17 protein-coding genes and 1 pseudogene are annotated in these 15812 nt (G+C 61.8%); 7 read left to right on the forward strand and 11 right to left on the reverse strand.

Annotated elements, in window-relative coordinates:
- Window positions 1-80: 80 nt before the first annotated feature.
- From FJ948_RS18400 to FJ948_RS18415, 4 genes are all read right to left on the reverse strand, one after another.
- Entirely contained in the window at window positions 81-353 is a 273-nt protein-coding gene (locus tag FJ948_RS18400; protein WP_015318196.1) for an HU family DNA-binding protein, read from the reverse strand.
- 196 nt (window positions 354-549) lie between these two features.
- The gene (lon, locus tag FJ948_RS18405; protein WP_140706815.1) at window positions 550-2961 is read right to left on the reverse strand and encodes an endopeptidase La; all 2412 of its coding nucleotides are present in this window, start codon (window positions 2959-2961) and stop codon (window positions 550-552) included.
- A 272-nt stretch (window positions 2962-3233) separates the two neighbouring features.
- Window positions 3234-4508 (reverse strand): ATP-dependent Clp protease ATP-binding subunit ClpX, encoded by a 1275-nt coding sequence (clpX, locus tag FJ948_RS18410; RefSeq protein WP_023759839.1) that lies wholly within the window; start codon window positions 4506-4508, stop codon window positions 3234-3236.
- Window positions 4509-4803: 295 nt separating this feature from the next.
- On the reverse strand, window positions 4804-5433 hold the full coding sequence (locus FJ948_RS18415; RefSeq protein WP_140706817.1) for an ATP-dependent Clp protease proteolytic subunit: 630 nt from the start codon (window positions 5431-5433) through the stop codon (window positions 4804-4806).
- 339 nt (window positions 5434-5772) lie between these two features.
- Here FJ948_RS18415 and FJ948_RS18420 point away from each other — a divergent pair, with 339 nt between their 5' ends.
- Window positions 5773-6366, forward strand: coding sequence for a hypothetical protein (locus FJ948_RS18420; RefSeq protein WP_140706819.1), 594 nt, complete (start codon window positions 5773-5775; stop codon window positions 6364-6366).
- A gap of 2 nt (window positions 6367-6368) precedes the next feature.
- Here the strand turns inward: FJ948_RS18420 and FJ948_RS18425 are convergent, their stop codons facing one another.
- Window positions 6369-7472, reverse strand: a complete 1104-nt coding sequence (locus FJ948_RS18425) for an FAD-dependent oxidoreductase (RefSeq protein ID WP_140706821.1) — start codon at window positions 7470-7472, stop codon at window positions 6369-6371.
- A 105-nt stretch (window positions 7473-7577) separates the two neighbouring features.
- On the opposite strand from FJ948_RS18425, the gene FJ948_RS18430 reads away from it, so the two are divergent.
- Window positions 7578-8828 (forward strand): cytochrome P450, encoded by a 1251-nt coding sequence (locus FJ948_RS18430; RefSeq protein WP_140706823.1) that lies wholly within the window; start codon window positions 7578-7580, stop codon window positions 8826-8828.
- A 33-nt stretch (window positions 8829-8861) separates the two neighbouring features.
- Here FJ948_RS18430 and FJ948_RS18435 read toward each other — a convergent pair whose 3' ends face one another.
- The 6 genes from FJ948_RS18435 to FJ948_RS18460 all read right to left on the reverse strand — a co-directional run bounded on the left by FJ948_RS18435 (window position 8862) and on the right by FJ948_RS18460 (window position 13221).
- Window positions 8862-9212, reverse strand: a complete 351-nt coding sequence (locus FJ948_RS18435; RefSeq protein ID WP_140706825.1) for a cupin domain-containing protein — start codon at window positions 9210-9212, stop codon at window positions 8862-8864.
- Between the two features lie 5 nt (window positions 9213-9217).
- On the reverse strand, window positions 9218-10498 hold the full coding sequence (locus FJ948_RS18440; RefSeq protein WP_140706827.1) for an O-acetylhomoserine aminocarboxypropyltransferase: 1281 nt from the start codon (window positions 10496-10498) through the stop codon (window positions 9218-9220).
- A 157-nt stretch (window positions 10499-10655) separates the two neighbouring features.
- The gene (locus FJ948_RS18445) at window positions 10656-11177 is read right to left on the reverse strand and encodes a CoA-binding protein (RefSeq protein WP_140706829.1); all 522 of its coding nucleotides are present in this window, start codon (window positions 11175-11177) and stop codon (window positions 10656-10658) included.
- Window positions 11174-11950 carry an AAA family ATPase gene (locus tag FJ948_RS18450; RefSeq protein ID WP_140706831.1) on the reverse strand — a complete coding sequence of 259 codons (777 nt, stop codon included), beginning with the start codon at window positions 11948-11950 and terminating at the stop codon, window positions 11174-11176. Before FJ948_RS18450 ends, FJ948_RS18445 begins: the two co-directional genes overlap by 4 nt.
- A gap of 10 nt (window positions 11951-11960) precedes the next feature.
- Window positions 11961-12386, reverse strand: coding sequence for a VOC family protein (locus FJ948_RS18455; protein WP_140706833.1), 426 nt, complete (start codon window positions 12384-12386; stop codon window positions 11961-11963).
- Window positions 12387-12396: 10 nt separating this feature from the next.
- Window positions 12397-13221 (reverse strand): enoyl-CoA hydratase, encoded by an 825-nt coding sequence (locus FJ948_RS18460; RefSeq protein WP_140706835.1) that lies wholly within the window; start codon window positions 13219-13221, stop codon window positions 12397-12399.
- Between the two features lie 154 nt (window positions 13222-13375).
- On the opposite strand from FJ948_RS18460, the gene FJ948_RS18465 reads away from it, so the two are divergent.
- From FJ948_RS18465 to rpsI, 5 genes and pseudogenes are all read left to right on the forward strand, one after another.
- The gene (locus tag FJ948_RS18465; RefSeq protein ID WP_140706837.1) at window positions 13376-13825 is read left to right on the forward strand and encodes a PaaI family thioesterase; all 450 of its coding nucleotides are present in this window, start codon (window positions 13376-13378) and stop codon (window positions 13823-13825) included.
- A gap of 48 nt (window positions 13826-13873) precedes the next feature.
- Window positions 13874-14061: pseudogene (locus tag FJ948_RS18470) on the forward strand (type II toxin-antitoxin system HicA family toxin).
- A 24-nt stretch (window positions 14062-14085) separates the two neighbouring features.
- Window positions 14086-14484 carry a type II toxin-antitoxin system HicB family antitoxin gene (locus FJ948_RS18475; protein WP_140706839.1) on the forward strand — a complete coding sequence of 133 codons (399 nt, stop codon included), beginning with the start codon at window positions 14086-14088 and terminating at the stop codon, window positions 14482-14484.
- A gap of 274 nt (window positions 14485-14758) precedes the next feature.
- Window positions 14759-15223 carry a 50S ribosomal protein L13 gene (gene rplM / locus FJ948_RS18480; RefSeq protein WP_140706841.1) on the forward strand — a complete coding sequence of 155 codons (465 nt, stop codon included), beginning with the start codon at window positions 14759-14761 and terminating at the stop codon, window positions 15221-15223.
- Window position 15224: 1 nt separating this feature from the next.
- Window positions 15225-15707 carry a 30S ribosomal protein S9 gene (gene rpsI / locus FJ948_RS18485; protein WP_010915637.1) on the forward strand — a complete coding sequence of 161 codons (483 nt, stop codon included), beginning with the start codon at window positions 15225-15227 and terminating at the stop codon, window positions 15705-15707.
- Window positions 15708-15812: the final 105 nt, after the last annotated feature.

Below are 15812 nucleotides of genomic sequence, written 5' to 3' on the forward strand. Positions count from 1 at the left end.
GGCGACCGGGGGATCGTCTGGACAAAAGAAAAGCCGGGCGTGCCCGGCTTTCCTGGTCTTTTGAAAATGAAAAAACGCGCTTAGTTGACGGCGTCCTTGAGGCCCTTGCCGGCCGAGAATTTCGGCACGGTGCGTGCCGGGATCTTCACTTCAGCGCCGGTCTGGGGGTTGCGGCCGGTCGAGGCCGCACGCTTTGACACGGTGAAATTGCCAAAGCCGACAAGCCGGACATCGCCGCCCTTCTTCAGTTCGCCGGAGATGACAGAAAACACTGCATCGACCGCCGACTGCGCGTCACCCTTCGAAATGCTCGCGGCGTCGGCGACAGCGGACACCAGTTCGTTCTTGTTCATAAAAATTCCCTTCCATGAGAACACCGGAACTCACGACTCATCCGGCAGGAAACGGACTTTAGAAAGAAGCGTTCCCGCAACCAAGTCGAAAAGGCAGGAAAAAAGCGGAAAAAGCCCGGAATTCCGGGGTTTTTCACATGAAAAAGCCGGGCGCGAGGCCCGGCTTTCTGTTTGTGCGCTGCAACTTTAGTAAAAACTAATGTGCAAGCGACTTTCCGGCGTCATCCGAGCTGTCGGTCGCGGCCGGCGGATTGACCGGTTCGACCCATTCGATCGGCTCCGGCATCCGCACCAGCGCGTGGCGCAACACCTCACCGACCCGCGAGACCGGAATGATCTCCATGCCGTTCTTCACATTGTCCGGAATCTCCGCCAGGTCCTTGGCGTTGTCTTCCGGGATCAGCACTTTCTTGATGCCGCCGCGCAGTGCGGCGAGCAGCTTCTCCTTGAGGCCGCCGATCGGCAAGATGCGGCCGCGAAGCGTTATCTCGCCAGTCATCGCCACATCGGCCCGGACCGGAATGCCCGTCAGCACCGACACGATGGCCGTGGCCATGGCCGCACCAGCGGACGGACCGTCCTTCGGCGTGGCGCCTTCCGGCAAGTGGACGTGGATGTCGCGCTTGTCGAAGAGCGGTGGCTCGATGCCGAAATCGATGGCACGCGAGCGGACATAGGAGGCCGCCGCCGAGATCGATTCCTTCATGACGTCGCGCAGATTGCCGGTCACCGTCATGCGGCCCTTGCCGGGCATCATGACGCCTTCGACCGTCAGCAGCTCGCCGCCGACTTCCGTCCAGGCAAGACCGGTAACGACACCGACCTGATCGTCAGCCTCGACCTGGCCGAAGCGGTAGCGCTGGACACCAAGGTAATCGGCGAGGTTCGCCGCCGTGATGCTCACCGTCTTCTTCTTCGTCTTCAGGATCTCGGTCACCGCCTTGCGGCCGAGCTTCATCAGCTCGCGCTCCAGACTCCGGACGCCCGCTTCACGGGTGTAGGTCTGGATGATGGCGCGGATCGCATCCTCGCCGACGGAAAACTCCTTCGGCTGCAGCGCGTGATCGCGGATCACCTTCGGCATCAGGTGCCGCTTGGCGATTTCGATCTTCTCGTCCTCGGTGTAGCCGGCGATACGGATGATCTCCATGCGGTCCATCAGGGGCGCAGGGATGTTCAGCGTGTTCGCCGTCGTCACGAACATCACGCTCGACAGGTCGTATTCGACCTCGAGGTAATGGTCCATGAACGTCGAGTTCTGTTCGGGGTCGAGCACCTCGAGCAGCGCCGACGACGGATCGCCACGGAAGTCCTGGCCCATCTTGTCGATCTCGTCGAGCAGGAAGAGCGGGTTGGACTTCTTGGCCTTCTTCATCGACTGGATGACCTTGCCGGGCATCGAGCCGATATAGGTGCGCCGGTGACCACGGATCTCGGCCTCGTCACGCACGCCGCCAAGCGCCATGCGGATGAATTCGCGGCCGGTTGCCTTGGCGATCGACTTGCCGAGCGAGGTCTTGCCGACGCCGGGAGGGCCGACGAGGCACAGGATCGGCCCCTTCAGCTTCTTCTGGCGGCTTTGCACGGCAAGGTACTCGACGATGCGGTCCTTGACCTTGTCGAGGCCGAAATGATCGGTGTCGAGGACGTTCTGCGCGTAGGCGAGATCCTGCTTGACCTTGGAGTTCCTGCCCCACGGGATCGACAGCAGCCAATCGAGATAATTGCGCACGACGGTCGATTCCGCCGACATGGGCGACATCGTCCGGAGCTTCTTCAACTCGGCTTCCGCCTTTTCGCGGGCTTCCTTGGAGAGCTTTGTCTTCTTGATGCGCGCCTCGATCTCGGCGGCCTCGTCGCGGCCGTCCTCGCCCTCGCCGAGTTCCTTCTGGATCGCCTTCATCTGCTCGTTGAGGTAGTATTCGCGCTGCGTCTTCTCCATCTGGCGCTTGACGCGCGAGCGGATGCGCTTCTCCACCTGCAGGACGGAGATTTCGGCCTCCATGAAGCCCATCGCCTTTTCCAGCCGCTCCTTGACGGAAAGCGTGGCCAGCATCTCCTGCTTCTCGGGGATTTTGATGGCAAGGTGCGAGGCGACCGTGTCGGCGAGCTTGGAATAGTCGTCGATCTGGCTGGCGGCACCCACCACTTCGGGCGAGATCTTCTTGTTCAGCTTGACGTAGTTCTCGAAGTCGGTGACGACCGAGCGGGCCAGAGCCTCGACCTCGACCTCTTCCTCTTCCGGCTCGACCAGCGCCGTGGCCTTGGCCTCGTGGAAGTCGGGACGGTCGGTGAAGGAGACGATTTTCGCACGCGAGGCGCCCTCGACCAGAACCTTGACGGTGCCGTCGGGCAGCTTCAGCAATTGCAGCACATTGGCGAGCGTGCCGATGTCGAAGATCGCATCGGGCTCGGGATCGTCATCGGCGGCATTCATCTGAGTGGCAAGCAGGATCTGCTTTTCCTGACCCATCACCTCTTCCAGCGCCTTGATCGACTTTTCACGCCCGACGAAGAGCGGAACGATCATATGCGGGAACACCACGATGTCGCGCAGTGGGAGGACCGCGAAGACGCCGTCGCTGGGAGCCTTGGATATTTTGGCCATTGTCCAACCTTTCATGTCGCGGCCACCATCAGGCCAACCGCGATTCTCATATTAACGACCGGGGATCGTTCCGCCTACCACCGTTTGTGACGGGAGTTTTACAGCACGAAATCGGGCACCTCGGCCTTCTCGTGTTAGGTGGATGCAGGCGGGCCAAAGATCAAGAGTTAACATGGTCCGCAATCCACTCCATCACGAGCTATGCCGGTTCCTCACAGCAAAACGGCGCCGCGAGGGCGCCGTTCCACAAAAATATAGGGCCAAGTGTCATCTCAGGCGCTGACATTGCCCTTCTTTTCCTTCTGTTCGGAATAGATGTAGAGCGGCCGGGCGCTGCCGGTCACTACTTCTTCCGAAATCACCACCTCGCGCACGCCTTCAAGCGCGGGCAGTTCGAACATCGTGTCGAGCAGGATCGCTTCCATGATCGAACGCAGGCCGCGCGCGCCAGTCTTGCGCTCGATGGCGCGCTTGGCGATCGCCGACAGCGCGTTCTCGTGGAAGGTCAGGTCGACATTCTCCATCTCGAACAGGCGCTGATATTGCTTGACCAGCGCGTTCTTCGGCTCGGTCAGGATCTGGATCAGTGCCGGCTCGTCGAGATCCTCGAGCGTCGCCAGGACCGGCAGACGACCGACGAACTCGGGAATCAGGCCGAATTTCAACAGATCCTCGGGCTCGACCAGGCGGAAAACGTCACCCGTGCGGCGATCCTCCGGCGACGCGACGATGGCGCCAAAACCGATCGAGGTCTTCCTGCCGCGATCCGAGATGATCTTGTCCAGTCCGGCGAAAGCGCCGCCGCAGATGAACAGGATGTTGGCGGTATCGACCTGCAGGAACTCCTGCTGCGGGTGCTTGCGGCCGCCCTGCGGCGGCACGGAGGCAACGGTGCCTTCCATGATCTTCAACAGCGCCTGCTGCACGCCCTCGCCCGACACGTCGCGGGTGATGGACGGATTGTCGGACTTGCGCGAAATCTTGTCGATCTCGTCGATGTAGACGATGCCGCGCTGGGCGCGCTCGACATTGTAGTCGGCCGACTGCAGGAGCTTCAGGATAATGTTCTCGACGTCCTCGCCGACATAACCGGCTTCGGTCAGGGTCGTGGCATCGGCCATGGTGAAGGGCACGTCGATGATGCGGGCCAGAGTCTGCGCCAGCAGCGTCTTGCCGCAGCCGGTCGGGCCGATCAGCAGGATGTTGGACTTGGCCAACTCGACATCGTTGTTCTTGCCGGCATGCGCCAGGCGCTTGTAGTGGTTGTGGACGGCCACCGACAGCACGCGCTTGGCGTAGGGCTGGCCTATGACATAGTCGTCGAGAACCTTGAGGATCTCCTGCGGTGTCGGCACGCCCTCGCGCGACTTCACCATCGAGGTCTTGTTCTCCTCGCGGATGATGTCCATGCAGAGTTCGACGCACTCGTCGCAGATGAAGACCGTCGGACCGGCGATCAGCTTGCGCACCTCGTGCTGGCTCTTGCCGCAAAACGAGCAATAAAGCGTGTTCTTGGAGTCACCGCTGTTGTTGCCGACCTTGCTCATTTTCATGTCCTTTCATGGCCGCCCGCCGATGGTCTGGCTGAAAGGGCGCATACTCTATTTATCGCGGGAATCCGCCGCCGCCAGTATCCCGGCTCCCGCAACGTATTCCGTACGAAACACAAATCAGAAAACGTGGCAATGATTCGCAGCTTCCCCACGCAAAGCTAAGCCGTCGAAAATCAACATAGCCTTAACGTAGGCAATCCTGACCCCCGAGGGAACAGCCAATTGTGGCCGAAATGCCGCAAGAGGCGCCAAAAGCGTGTGATGGTGCCATCCAACTGCCAACAAGCCCTTATGCCACGGCCCCTTCGACCGGCTCGCGCGACGAAATGACCTTGTCGATCAGGCCGAAATCCTTGGCCTCGTCGGCGGTCATGAAATGGTCGCGGTCGAGCGTCTTCTCAATCTCCTCGTAGGTCTTGCCCGTGTGCTTGACGTAGACCTCGTTGAGACGGCGCTTCAGCTTGACGATATCCATGGCGTGGCGCTCGATGTCGGACGCCTGGCCCTGGAAGCCGCCGGACGGCTGGTGAACCATGATGCGGGCGTTCGGCGTGGCGAAGCGCATATCCTTGTGGCCGGCGGTCAGAAGCAGCGAGCCCATCGAGGCCGCCTGACCGATGCACAGCGTCGACACGGCCGGCTTGATGAACTGCATGGTGTCGTAGATGGCCATGCCCGAGGTGACGACGCCACCCGGCGAATTGATGTAGAGGTTGATTTCCTTCTTCGGATTCTCGGCTTCGAGGAACAGAAGCTGCGCGCAGACCAGCGTCGCCATGCCGTCCTCGACCGGACCGGTGATGAAAATGATGCGCTCCTTGAGGAGGCGCGAGAAAATGTCGTAGGCCCGCTCGCCGCGATTGGTCTGTTCGACCACCATCGGAACGAGGTTCATGTAGGTTTCGACGGGGTTCTTCATCAGATATCTCTTGTCTCGCGGTGGGAGTCCGGCGCCGGACAGGCTGGCAGCTCGGGCAGAATCGGTTCTGGATCGTCAAGATGTAAATAGGATGCCGGCTCATCCTTGTGCAAGGCCGACCCGTCCTAGCCATCTGGGTAAGTCGAATCAAGCTTTACGGCCAGGGATTCGCGTCGGCCGATGCCTTCGCCTCCCGAAGCGGCATGTCCGGGGACCATTGCGTAGCAATTTCTTAACCGCGTCACTTAACGAAATACGCGGAAACCGCTTTCCCCCGGGGCAGCTTCTCCTACAATCCAACGTTGAACCGTCATCGCACCGTTCAACACGGGGAGTGCCATGTCAGGGAAAACCGCACGCTTCACCATTGCCGGGCTGGCCGTGCTCGGCTCGATTTCGCAGACGGCGGCCGGTGGCCGCGCCGTCGAATGCTACGAGCCCGTCCGCACACCCGATGTCTACGACACGGTCTACGAGGACGTCATGGTCAGCCCACCCGGCCAGCAGGTCGTCGACTATGACCCGCCGATCTACGGTACGCGCGAGCGCGTGGTGATGACCGTGCCGGCACAGGTTCGATATGAAGTGGTGCCGGCAATCACGCGAACCGTCTATCACACCGTCAGGGTCGACGGCGGCGGCTATTCCTGGGAATGGCGCGTCATCCATGGCCGCCGGGTTCTGTGCAAGGTCTGGCACAAGGCACGCTACGAACGCGTCGCCGAGACGGTGGTGATCCAACCGGAACGCACGCGGCGCGTCGTCATTCCGGCGCAATATGACAGCATCGCCGAGGAGGTGCTGGTGCGGCCCGAGCAAAGGCGGATCATCGATGTTCCCGCCTCCTACCAGACCGTCCAACGGCGCGTGCTGGTGCGCGAAGGCTCATCCAGCTGGCGGCGCGTGCATATTCCAAGGCACTGCCTGGATTAGGCTTACGCCATTTCGGCCCGCAGCCAGGCTTTGAGGCCGGTCACGTCGCCGTCACCGACAGTTTTCGCAACGCGACGCCCGACCGCCGCGCCGAACTTGTAGCCATGGCCAGAACAGGCCGAGACGACCAGGCACTTGCCAGTCTCATGCGCCAGGAATTTCTCGTCATCGGTAAAAGTGTAGGCGCAGGTGACCACTTCGGTGACCTTGTACTCCTCGATGCGGGCGATCGGAGGCGAAAACAGGTTGCGGATCGCCTCGCCCTCGCCGGGCACCGGCTCGCGGTTCCAGTCGGCATCGCTGGTCGGCACCTTGTGGAGGCCCGAGCCGAACTTCATGCCGGCGCCACGGCTGATCGGGATCATGTAGCCGTCGGTCTTGCCGCCGACATCCAGAATGATGGGCGCGGCCTCCCAGGCCGCCTTGAGGTCGGCCGGCGGTTCGACATAAGCGAGTGCCGTACGGTAGGTCTTCAGGTCGCCGCCCAATTCCGGAAAAAGCTTCAGCACCCAGGCGCCGGCGGCGACGACGATGCGGTCGGCCTGCATCGTCTCCCCACTTTCCAGCACGATATGGCCGGCCTCGGCGTCGATTTCCGTCACCTTGCTGTGCTCGTAGACATTGGCGCCGTTGGCGCGCAGCCAGTTGGCCAGGCCCGCCGCTATTCTGCGGCAATGCAGTGCGCCACCTTCCGGCGAAAAATAGGCGTAGCGGAACGAGACGGGCTCAAGGAACGGCCAGCGTTCGACGGCCGCGTCCGGTTCCAGCAATTCGAAAGGGAAATTTCCCTCTTCCAGACCCTCGCGGTATTCCTCGGCTTCGTCGCCGGGTTCGCGCGAAACGCAGACGAATCCCCTGGGATCGAGATGGTTCTCACCGAGATCGGCCCACATCTCATCCCAGGCCTGATAGGCTTCGGTGATCAGCCGCCCATAGCCGGTTCCCGCACGGTAGGCGCGGCGGATGATGCGGTGATGGTCGCCCGAGGCCGCCAGCGGATTGGGGATCGGCCCCTGCTCGACGATCGACACGGCGTGGCCTGCCTTGACCAGCGACCACGCCGTGGAGAGACCGGCGATCCCCGCGCCAACAACGATCACATTCATCCGTTCAGACCTTTTGCAGCCGCATCGGCTGGCTCAACCAATCAGGCAGCCGGGCGCCAACATACGGTCTGGAATGAGGCTGGCAAGCCGCGCTATGGGTCTGGCATGACCAAATCGGCGCTCTCCTACCTGGCCTTTGATCCAGCCACTCTCCGCCTCAAGCTCGATCCGCGTGAACCGGCTTTCTTCCTGAACCCTTACGAGGCCTACGGCGCCCTGCATGAGGCGTCGAATGCGTTTTTCTGGGAAGAGTTCGGCTTCTGGTGCTTTGGCGGCTTCGACGATGTCAACCGGCTGCTGCGCGACCGCCGCTTCGGCCGCCAGAACCCGGCCGGTGTTCCCGACAGCCGCGGCGTCGGGCAGGACCGAAGCCATCTCAAGGCATTCGACGGCATCGAGGCCAATTCGATGCTGGAACTGGAGCCGCCTGTGCACACGCGCCTGAGAACGCTGGTCAACCGCGCCTTCGTGTCGCGTCAGGTTGAACGGTTGCGGCCGCGCGTCGAAGCGCTCGCCAACGAACTGATCGACCGTTTCGAACCAGGCAAGGCCGTTGACCTGCTGCCGGCCTTCGCCTCCCCCTTGCCGATCACCATCATCGCCGAAATGCTCGGCGTGCCGGTGGAAATGGGGCCGCAACTGCTCGACTGGTCGCATCGCATGGTTGCCATGTACGTCCATGGCCGTACACGCGAAACCGAGGAGAGGGCCAACCGCGCGGCGGGGGAATTTTCCGACTTTCTGCGCGGCTACGTCGGGGAGCGCCGCAAGAACCCGGGCGACGACCTGCTGTCGCTGCTGATCTCGGCCCAGGAAAACGGCCAGAAACTGTCCGAGGACGAACTGGTCTCCTCGGCCATCCTGCTGCTCAATGCCGGCCATGAAGCGACCGTGCACCAGACCGGCAATGCGGTGCGCTCGATCCTGACGCAAGGCGGCGACCCGCGCCGCTTCTTCACCTCGGCGGAGGCGACAGCGGCGACGGTCGAGGAATGCCTGCGCTTCGACGCGCCGCTGCACATGTTCATGCGCTACGCCTATCAGGAGACCGAAATCGCGCCCGGCATCGTCGTCCAGCCCGGCCAGACGATCGGACTTCTGCTTGGCATGGCCAATCATGACCCGCGCGTCTTTGCCGAGCCGCAGGCCTTCAGGCCGGAGCGGGCCGACCAGAAGAATTTGTCGTTCGGCGCCGGCATCCATTTCTGCATTGGCGCGCCGCTCGCGCGGCTTGAACTGCAGGTTTCGCTGAAGACCTTGTTCGAGCGGCACCCGAAGCTGCATCTTGCCGAACAGCCGCGCTTCCGCGACACTTACCACTTCCATGGGCTGGAAACGCTCGCCGTCGATTTCTGAACGATAGCGGGCCTGGGCAGCGTGGCGAAATGATCAGAGCTTGATCACATACTCCTTGCGAGTCGTTTCAAGCACTTCCCAGATTCCCTTGAAGCCCGGCCTCAGCACGAAACTGTCGCCGGCCCGCACGGTGCGGGCTTCGCCGCCATCTTCGGCAATCACCGAGACGCCCGAGAGAATGTGGCAGAACTCCCATTCGTCATAGACGATGCGCCATTTGCCGGGGGTCGCTTCCCAGATGCCGGCATAAAGGCCGCCGTCGCGCTCCTCGACGTTCCAGCTGCGGAATTTCGGATCGCCCGAGATCAGGCGATCCGGCGCGGGCGCGCCATGTTCGGCGTCGACACTATCGACGCCGACGGCAAGGAATTTGGGCTCAGCCATGGCAATCAGACCTTGGCGAGTGCCTGTTCGAGATCGGCGACGATGTCGGTGACATCCTCGATGCCAATGGACAGCCGAACCGTGTCCGGGCCGGCGCCGGCCTTGACCTTCTGCTCGTCGGACAACTGCCGGTGCGTGGTCGAGGCCGGATGGATGACCAGCGACTTGGTGTCGCCGACATTGGCCAGATGCGAGAAGAGTTCGAGCGCCTCGACGAATTTGACACCGGCCTCGTAGCCGCCCTTGAGGCCGAAGGTGAACACGGCGCCGGCGCCCAGCGGCGAGTATTTCTTCTGCAAGGCATTGTTCTTGTCGCCGGGCAGACCGGGATAATTCACCCAGGCGACCTTGGGGTGATTGGACAGCCAGCCGGCGACCGTGATCGCATTGTCGCAATGGCGCTGCATGCGCAACGGCAAAGTCTCGACGCCGGTCAGGATGAGGAAGGCGTTGAACGGCGAGATCGCCGGGCCGAGATCGCGCAGGCCGAGCACGCGCGCGGCAATGGCGAAGGCGAAATTGCCGAAGGTTTCGTGCAGGACAAGGCCGCCATATTCGGGGCGCGGTTCCGACAGCATCGGGTATTTGCCCGACTTCGACCAGTCGAAGGTGCCGCCGTCGACAATGACGCCGCCGATCGAATTGCCGTGGCCGCCGATGAACTTGGTCAGCGAATGGACGACGATGTCGGCGCCATGCTCGATCGGCCGGATCAAGTAAGGCGAGGCCAGGGTATTGTCGACGATCAGCGGCAGGCCGTGCGTGCGCGCGATGTCGCCGATCTTCTCGATATCGACGAAGGTGCCGCCCGGATTGGCCAGGCTCTCGATGAAGATCGCCTTGGTCCTGTCGTCGATCTGGCTCTCGAAGGTCGAGATGTCATTGGTGTCGGCCCAGCGCACCTCCCACCCATAATTCTTGAAGGCATGGCCGAACTGGTTGATCGACCCGCCATAGAGCCTGGTGGCGGCAACGAAATTGTCGCCGGGCTGCATCAGATTGTGGAAGACGATGACCTGCGCGGCATGGCCGGAGGCAACCGCCAACGCAGCCGTGCCGCCCTCGAGTGCGGCGACGCGCTCTTCGAGCACGGCCTGGGTCGGGTTCATGATGCGGGTGTAGATGTTGCCGAACGCCTTCAGCCCGAACAGCGAGGCGGCATGATCTGCGTCATCGAAGACGAAGGAGGTCGTCTGGTAGATCGGCGTGGCGCGCGCGCCGGTGGCCGGATCGGGCTTGGCGCCGGCATGGACGGCGAGTGTGTTGAAACCGGGCGTATGGGTCACTGAAACCTCCCTCGATAACCTTCAAAATTCGCTGGGCATTCTTGGCGAAGCGCGGCCTCGAATGCAAAGAAGAAAATACCTTTCGGCGCCGATCCTTCGATCGCACCGCAGGATAATGCGGCATTGTGCGGAATAATTTTGCGCCTCTGCGTGATGCCTATTTCTGACGCACGCCAAAACTCTGAAAACCCTGGCGCATCAGCGGCTTCTTCGACGACAGCACGCCGGAGTTGACGCCGGTCCAGCCGATCTCGCCGGAGAGCTTGCCATATTCGATCTTGGGGCAGCGATTCATCACCACCTTGATGCCGGCCGCCTCGGCGCGCGCGGCCGCCTCGTCATGACGCACGCCAAGCTGCATCCAGATGACTTTCGGCAAGGGATCGAGTTGCAAGACCTCGTCGACAATGCCGGGAACCGCCGCGGCATTGCGGAAAATGTCGACCATGTCGATGGGTTCGGGAATGTCTGCCAGACGAGCATAGGTCATCCGGCCGAGTATTTCCTTGCCGGCCTGGCCGGGATTGATCGGGAACACCGAAAACCCCTTGGCCAGCAGGTATTTCAGCACGAAATAGCTCGGCCTGACATCATTGGCCGACGCCCCGACCATGGCGATGGTCTTCACCGAATTGAGGATGCCGCCGATATAGGCATTGTCGTAGCTATCGTGATTCATGGCTCGTCCTCATACAACGCCTCAGCGAGAAAACCATCCGGGTCATTGCTGAAATCACGCAGCATGCGGAAGTGGTCCGTGTCACGAAAGTCGGAGGGCTCGAGCCCGAAGCGGCTGATGCGGAACAGCCGCGCGCCCGGACAGGCCATCAGTAACGGCGAATGGGTGGCCATGATCACTTGCGCCGTGCCCGACTGGTTCATGCGCCGCAGCATCTTGAGCAGTTCGATCTGACGCGAAGGCGACAGCGCGCTCTCTGGCTCATCGAGAATATAGATGCCTTGCCGGCGGCAGCGCTCCTCGAAAAAGCGGATGAAGCCTTCACCATGCGACCAGGACAGGAAATCCGGCGGCGCACCGCCAGAATCCAGCGCGGCCTGGTCGAGATAGCGGGCCACCGAGTAGAAGGATTCGGCGCGGAAGAACCAGCCCGCGGTGACTTTTGGCAGCCAGTGGGCTCGGAATGTATCGGCCAGGGCCGCACCACTCTTGTCGATGGCGCCGGAATGGTCGACCGGGCGATAGCCTTTGCCGCCACCGGCCTCATCGTAGCCGGCAAGTGCGCCGATCGCCTCGAGCAGCGTGGATTTGCCGGTGCCGTTTTCGCCCACGATGATGGTGATCGGCGCCGTGAATTCTAGCTCGAATGCGTGGCCGCGGAACAGCGGCAGGTTCCAGGGATATTTTTCCCAGTCCGCCACGCGCCCGGGGTCGAGCAGGATGCGCTTGAGATACGGTGCCTTGAGCCGTGTCAGTTGCTTGCGATAGGCCATCACGCGATCTTTATGCTTCGGGCAGCGAAATCGTGCCGTCCTCGGCGATCGGAAAGGCCGGATTGTGCGCCACTTCCCAGATATGTCCGTCGGTATCGGCGAAATAGCCGTACCAGCCGCCCCAGAAAGCGCGGCCCGCCGGCTTGACGATCCTGCCGCCGGCCTTTGCGGCCATGGCAAGCACCTCGTCGACCTCGGCGTCGGAACGGGTGTTGTAGGCGAGATAGACGGCGGAAGGCGCCTTGGCGAAAGCGAGCCCCGCATCCTCCTCGGCGCTTTCGCGCGGAAACAGACCGAGGATAGCGCCGCCCATCTGGAAGAAGGCGACACCGTCGGTGATGCCGGCATGGCGGGTAAGGCCCATCGCCTCGTAGAAACCTACGGCGCGATCCAGATCGTCAGTGGCGATGGTGATGATGGAAATGCGCGGTTCCACGCTCGCTGTCCTATTCGTCGGTCCATTCCGGCTTGCGCTTGCCGATGAAGGCACCGATGCCTTCTTCCGCGTCCCGCGCCAGCATGTTCTCGACCATGACGCGGCCGGTATAGGCATAGGCGTCCGCCAGGCCCATCTCGGCCTGAGCATAGAAGGCTTCCTTACCGGTCTTGACCACCAAGGACGATTTGGAAGCAATGGTTTGCGCGTATTTGGTGACGATCTGATTCAGGTATTCGCGTGGCACGACGCGGTTGATCAGGCCGAACTCCTTGGCGGTGGCGGCATCGATCGTCTCGCCGGTCAGAAGCATCTCCATCGCCTGTTTGCGCGAGACGTTGCGCGACAGCGCCACCATCGGTGTCGAGCAGAACAGGCCGATGTTGACGCCCGGCGTGCAGAAGGTCGCTTCATGCGAGGCGATGGCCAGGTCGCAGCTGGCTACCAGTTGCAGGCCGGCGGCTGTCGCCAGGCCATCGACCTCGGCGATGACAGGCAACGGATGGCGCACGATCGCCTGCATCAGCGCGGCGCAGGCGGCAAACGTCTCTTCGAAGAAGGCCTTGCCGCGATCGGCATCGGCGCGGCGTGCCGTCATTTCCTTCAAATCATGGCCGGCGCAGAACACCTTGCCGGCCGCCGACAGCACGATGACGCGGACGGCCCTGTCGGCCTTGGCGCGGTCGAGTTCCGCCGTCAGCGCCACCATCACGGCGAGCGACAGCGCGTTGGCGGGGGGATTGGTAAGCGTCAGGCGCAGCACGCCCTTGTCCAGCCTTGTCGTGACCGGGCCCTCGTCGGCGGCGGCAGGCTTAATGGCAAGGATTTCGGCCATGGCTAAAGGTCTCCGCGATTCCGGTCGGGCTGGCACAGTATCTAATGACGGATCGGGTTTCGTCCAACACCATCGCTTGCGCCAGGACGATGTACATGTTGCCAGAAACGCCCGGCCGCGCCCATACAGGCATGACACAGAACGAGAGACCGACATGCCCGCCCAGACCAACCTCGAGCCGGTGCTGACCGCAGCGCAGATCAACGTGTTGATGGAAAGCGTCTTTCCTCAACTCAATGAGAATTCCGCCGCCTACGAAGCGATCGAGGTCTTTCCCGGTGGCTGCATTGTCCGGCTCAACGCCGGGGAACGACATCTGCGCCCCGGCGGCACGGTGTCCGGCCCTGCCTTGTTCACGCTGGCCGATATTGGCGGTTTTGTCTGCGCGCTCAGCCATGCCGGGCCGGATGCGCTCTCGGTCACCACCAATCTCAACATCAACTTCGTGCGCAAGGCCGAGGCCGGGCCGATCGACGGCCACTGCCGCATCCTGAAGCTCGGAAAGAGCCTGATGGTATTCGATATCGACATCGTCGCCGGCCCGGATGGACACACGATTGCGCATGCCACGGGCACCTATTCGATCCCGCCGAAGCGGTCGTAATGGTTAAATCTGCTACATGATGTGTATATATATGCGCATAGGTGAGTTTTGCTTGAGCGTGACAGCCGTAAGATATTGAAGCGCCTCAAGGAGGATGGGTTTGAGGTGATTTCGATACGGGCTCACACCACAAACTCCGGAAGGGCGAGATCGTGCTGATTGTCCCACATCCCGAAAAGGACCTGCCAACCGGCACTGCCCGTGCAATTGCCAAGCAGGCTGGCTGGATCAGATAACCCGACTTGCACTGGAAACCCACGATGAAAAGCTATTTCGCTTTGGTCGAAAAGGAATGCGACAGCGCCTTCGGCATTCGCTTTCCGGACATTCCCGGCTGTTTTTCAGCCGCGGACGCTGCCGAAGATATCGTGCCCAAAGCGGTTGAGGCTTTGCAATTGTGGGCCGAGGATATGCCAGTCCCGGAACCATCACACCACGAAGAGATTGTCGCCCTCCCCGATATACGTGATGCTCTAGCCGAGGGCGGCTACCTGATTTCCGTTCCCCTTATCGACAATGACAGTGCGGTCGTTAGAGCCAACGTGACGTTCGAGCGCGGCGTTTTACGGGCCATTGACGCCGCCGCGCGCCAACGCGGGGTCACCCGATCGGCATTCCTTTCCAGTGCGGCTCGCAAGGAGATCGAGGCAAAACACTGAATTTGCCCGCGACGCGGCAACTAGGCACGTGTGGTAAAATAATACCTTTTACCTAGTCCGTTGTTTTTGCTATTATTTCTTCGCCGTAGAGCTTTTTTGATCTGCTTGACGTGCAGTTCCCCCTCGCCTATAAGCCCTCACGAAGCAGCGGCGCGCAAAGGCCGCCGTTTTGTTATTGGCGGCGGGGCACGTGCCTTGTCACCAATCCAAGCAACAAGAAACGCCTTCCTTACCATTTGTGGATTGGGGAAGGTCCAAACCGAGAGCAGAAAACATGACAACCTTTTCGCAGAAGCCTGCGGATGTGGTGAAGAAGTGGATCCTGATCGACGCCGAAGGTCTCGTCGTCGGTCGTCTGGCCACTGTCATCGCCAACCATCTTCGCGGCAAGCACAAGCCGACCTTCACCCCGCATGTCGACGACGGCGACAACGTCATCGTCATCAATGCCGACAAGGTGGTGTTCACCGGCAAGAAGTTCACCGACAAGGTCTATTACTGGCACACCGGCCACCCCGGCGGCATCAAGGAGCGCACCGCGCGCCAGCTGCTCGAGGGCCGTTTCCCCGAGCGTGTCGTCGAAAAGGCCGTTGAGCGCATGGTCCCGCGTGGCCCGCTTGGCCGTCGCCAGATGAAGAACCTGCGCGTCTATGCAGGCGCAGAGCATCCGCATGTCGCCCAGCAGCCCGAGACTCTCGACGTGGCCAAGCTGAATTCCAAGAACAAGAAGGTCGCATAAGATGGCTGAGCTTTCCTCGCTCGCAGAACTGGGCGCCGCTACCGGCAACACCAACACGCAGGCCGCGGCCCCCGTCCACGTCCAGAAGCTCGACAAGTCGGGCCGCGCCTATGCCACCGGCAAGCGCAAGAACGCCATTGCGCGCGTCTGGGTGAAGCCGGGTTCCGGCAAGATCGTCGTCAACGACAAGGAATTCGCGACCTATTTCGCGCGTCCGGTCCTGCAGATGATCCTCAACCAGCCGATCATCGCCTCCAACCGTTCGGGCCAGTACGACATCGTCGCCACCGTCGTCGGCGGCGGCCTCTCCGGCCAGGCCGGCGCGGTGCGTCACGGCATCTCCAAGGCGCTGACCTACTACGAGCCGGCGCTGCGCGCCGTGCTCAAGAAGGGTGGCTTCCTGACGCGCGACAGCCGCGTCGTCGAGCGCAAGAAGTACGGCAAGGCCAAGGCCCGTCGCTCCTTCCAGTTCTCGAAGCGCTAAGCGTTTCGATCTGTCCATATCGGAAAGGCCGCCTCCGGGCGGCCTTTTTTGCTTTACAGCCTGTCGCGGCGAACCGGATGCGCCCGACCTACCGCAAGCTTCTGA

It is taken from the genome of Mesorhizobium sp. B2-3-12 (genome assembly GCF_006442205.1).
Classification (GTDB): Bacteria; Pseudomonadota; Alphaproteobacteria; order Rhizobiales; family Rhizobiaceae; genus Mesorhizobium.

Coding starts and splice junctions, on each gene's coding strand:
- FJ948_RS18400 (WP_015318196.1), bottom strand. CDS start 353: ATGAACAAGAACGAACTGGTGTCCGCTGTCGCCGACGCCGCGAGCATT.
- lon (WP_140706815.1), bottom strand. CDS start 2,961: ATGGCCAAAATATCCAAGGCTCCCAGCGACGGCGTCTTCGCGGTCCTC.
- clpX (WP_023759839.1), bottom strand. CDS start 4,508: ATGAGCAAGGTCGGCAACAACAGCGGTGACTCCAAGAACACGCTTTAT.
- FJ948_RS18415 (WP_140706817.1), bottom strand. CDS start 5,433: ATGAAGAACCCCGTCGAAACCTACATGAACCTCGTTCCGATGGTGGTC.
- FJ948_RS18420 (WP_140706819.1), top strand. CDS start 5,773: ATGTCAGGGAAAACCGCACGCTTCACCATTGCCGGGCTGGCCGTGCTC.
- FJ948_RS18425 (WP_140706821.1), bottom strand. CDS start 7,472: ATGAATGTGATCGTTGTTGGCGCGGGGATCGCCGGTCTCTCCACGGCG.
- FJ948_RS18430 (WP_140706823.1), top strand. CDS start 7,578: ATGACCAAATCGGCGCTCTCCTACCTGGCCTTTGATCCAGCCACTCTC.
- FJ948_RS18435 (WP_140706825.1), bottom strand. CDS start 9,212: ATGGCTGAGCCCAAATTCCTTGCCGTCGGCGTCGATAGTGTCGACGCC.
- FJ948_RS18445 (WP_140706829.1), bottom strand. CDS start 11,177: ATGAATCACGATAGCTACGACAATGCCTATATCGGCGGCATCCTCAAT.
- FJ948_RS18450 (WP_140706831.1), bottom strand. CDS start 11,950: ATGGCCTATCGCAAGCAACTGACACGGCTCAAGGCACCGTATCTCAAG.
- FJ948_RS18460 (WP_140706835.1), bottom strand. CDS start 13,221: ATGGCCGAAATCCTTGCCATTAAGCCTGCCGCCGCCGACGAGGGCCCG.
- FJ948_RS18465 (WP_140706837.1), top strand. CDS start 13,376: ATGCCCGCCCAGACCAACCTCGAGCCGGTGCTGACCGCAGCGCAGATC.
- FJ948_RS18475 (WP_140706839.1), top strand. CDS start 14,086: ATGAAAAGCTATTTCGCTTTGGTCGAAAAGGAATGCGACAGCGCCTTC.
- rplM (WP_140706841.1), top strand. CDS start 14,759: ATGACAACCTTTTCGCAGAAGCCTGCGGATGTGGTGAAGAAGTGGATC.
- rpsI (WP_010915637.1), top strand. CDS start 15,225: ATGGCTGAGCTTTCCTCGCTCGCAGAACTGGGCGCCGCTACCGGCAAC.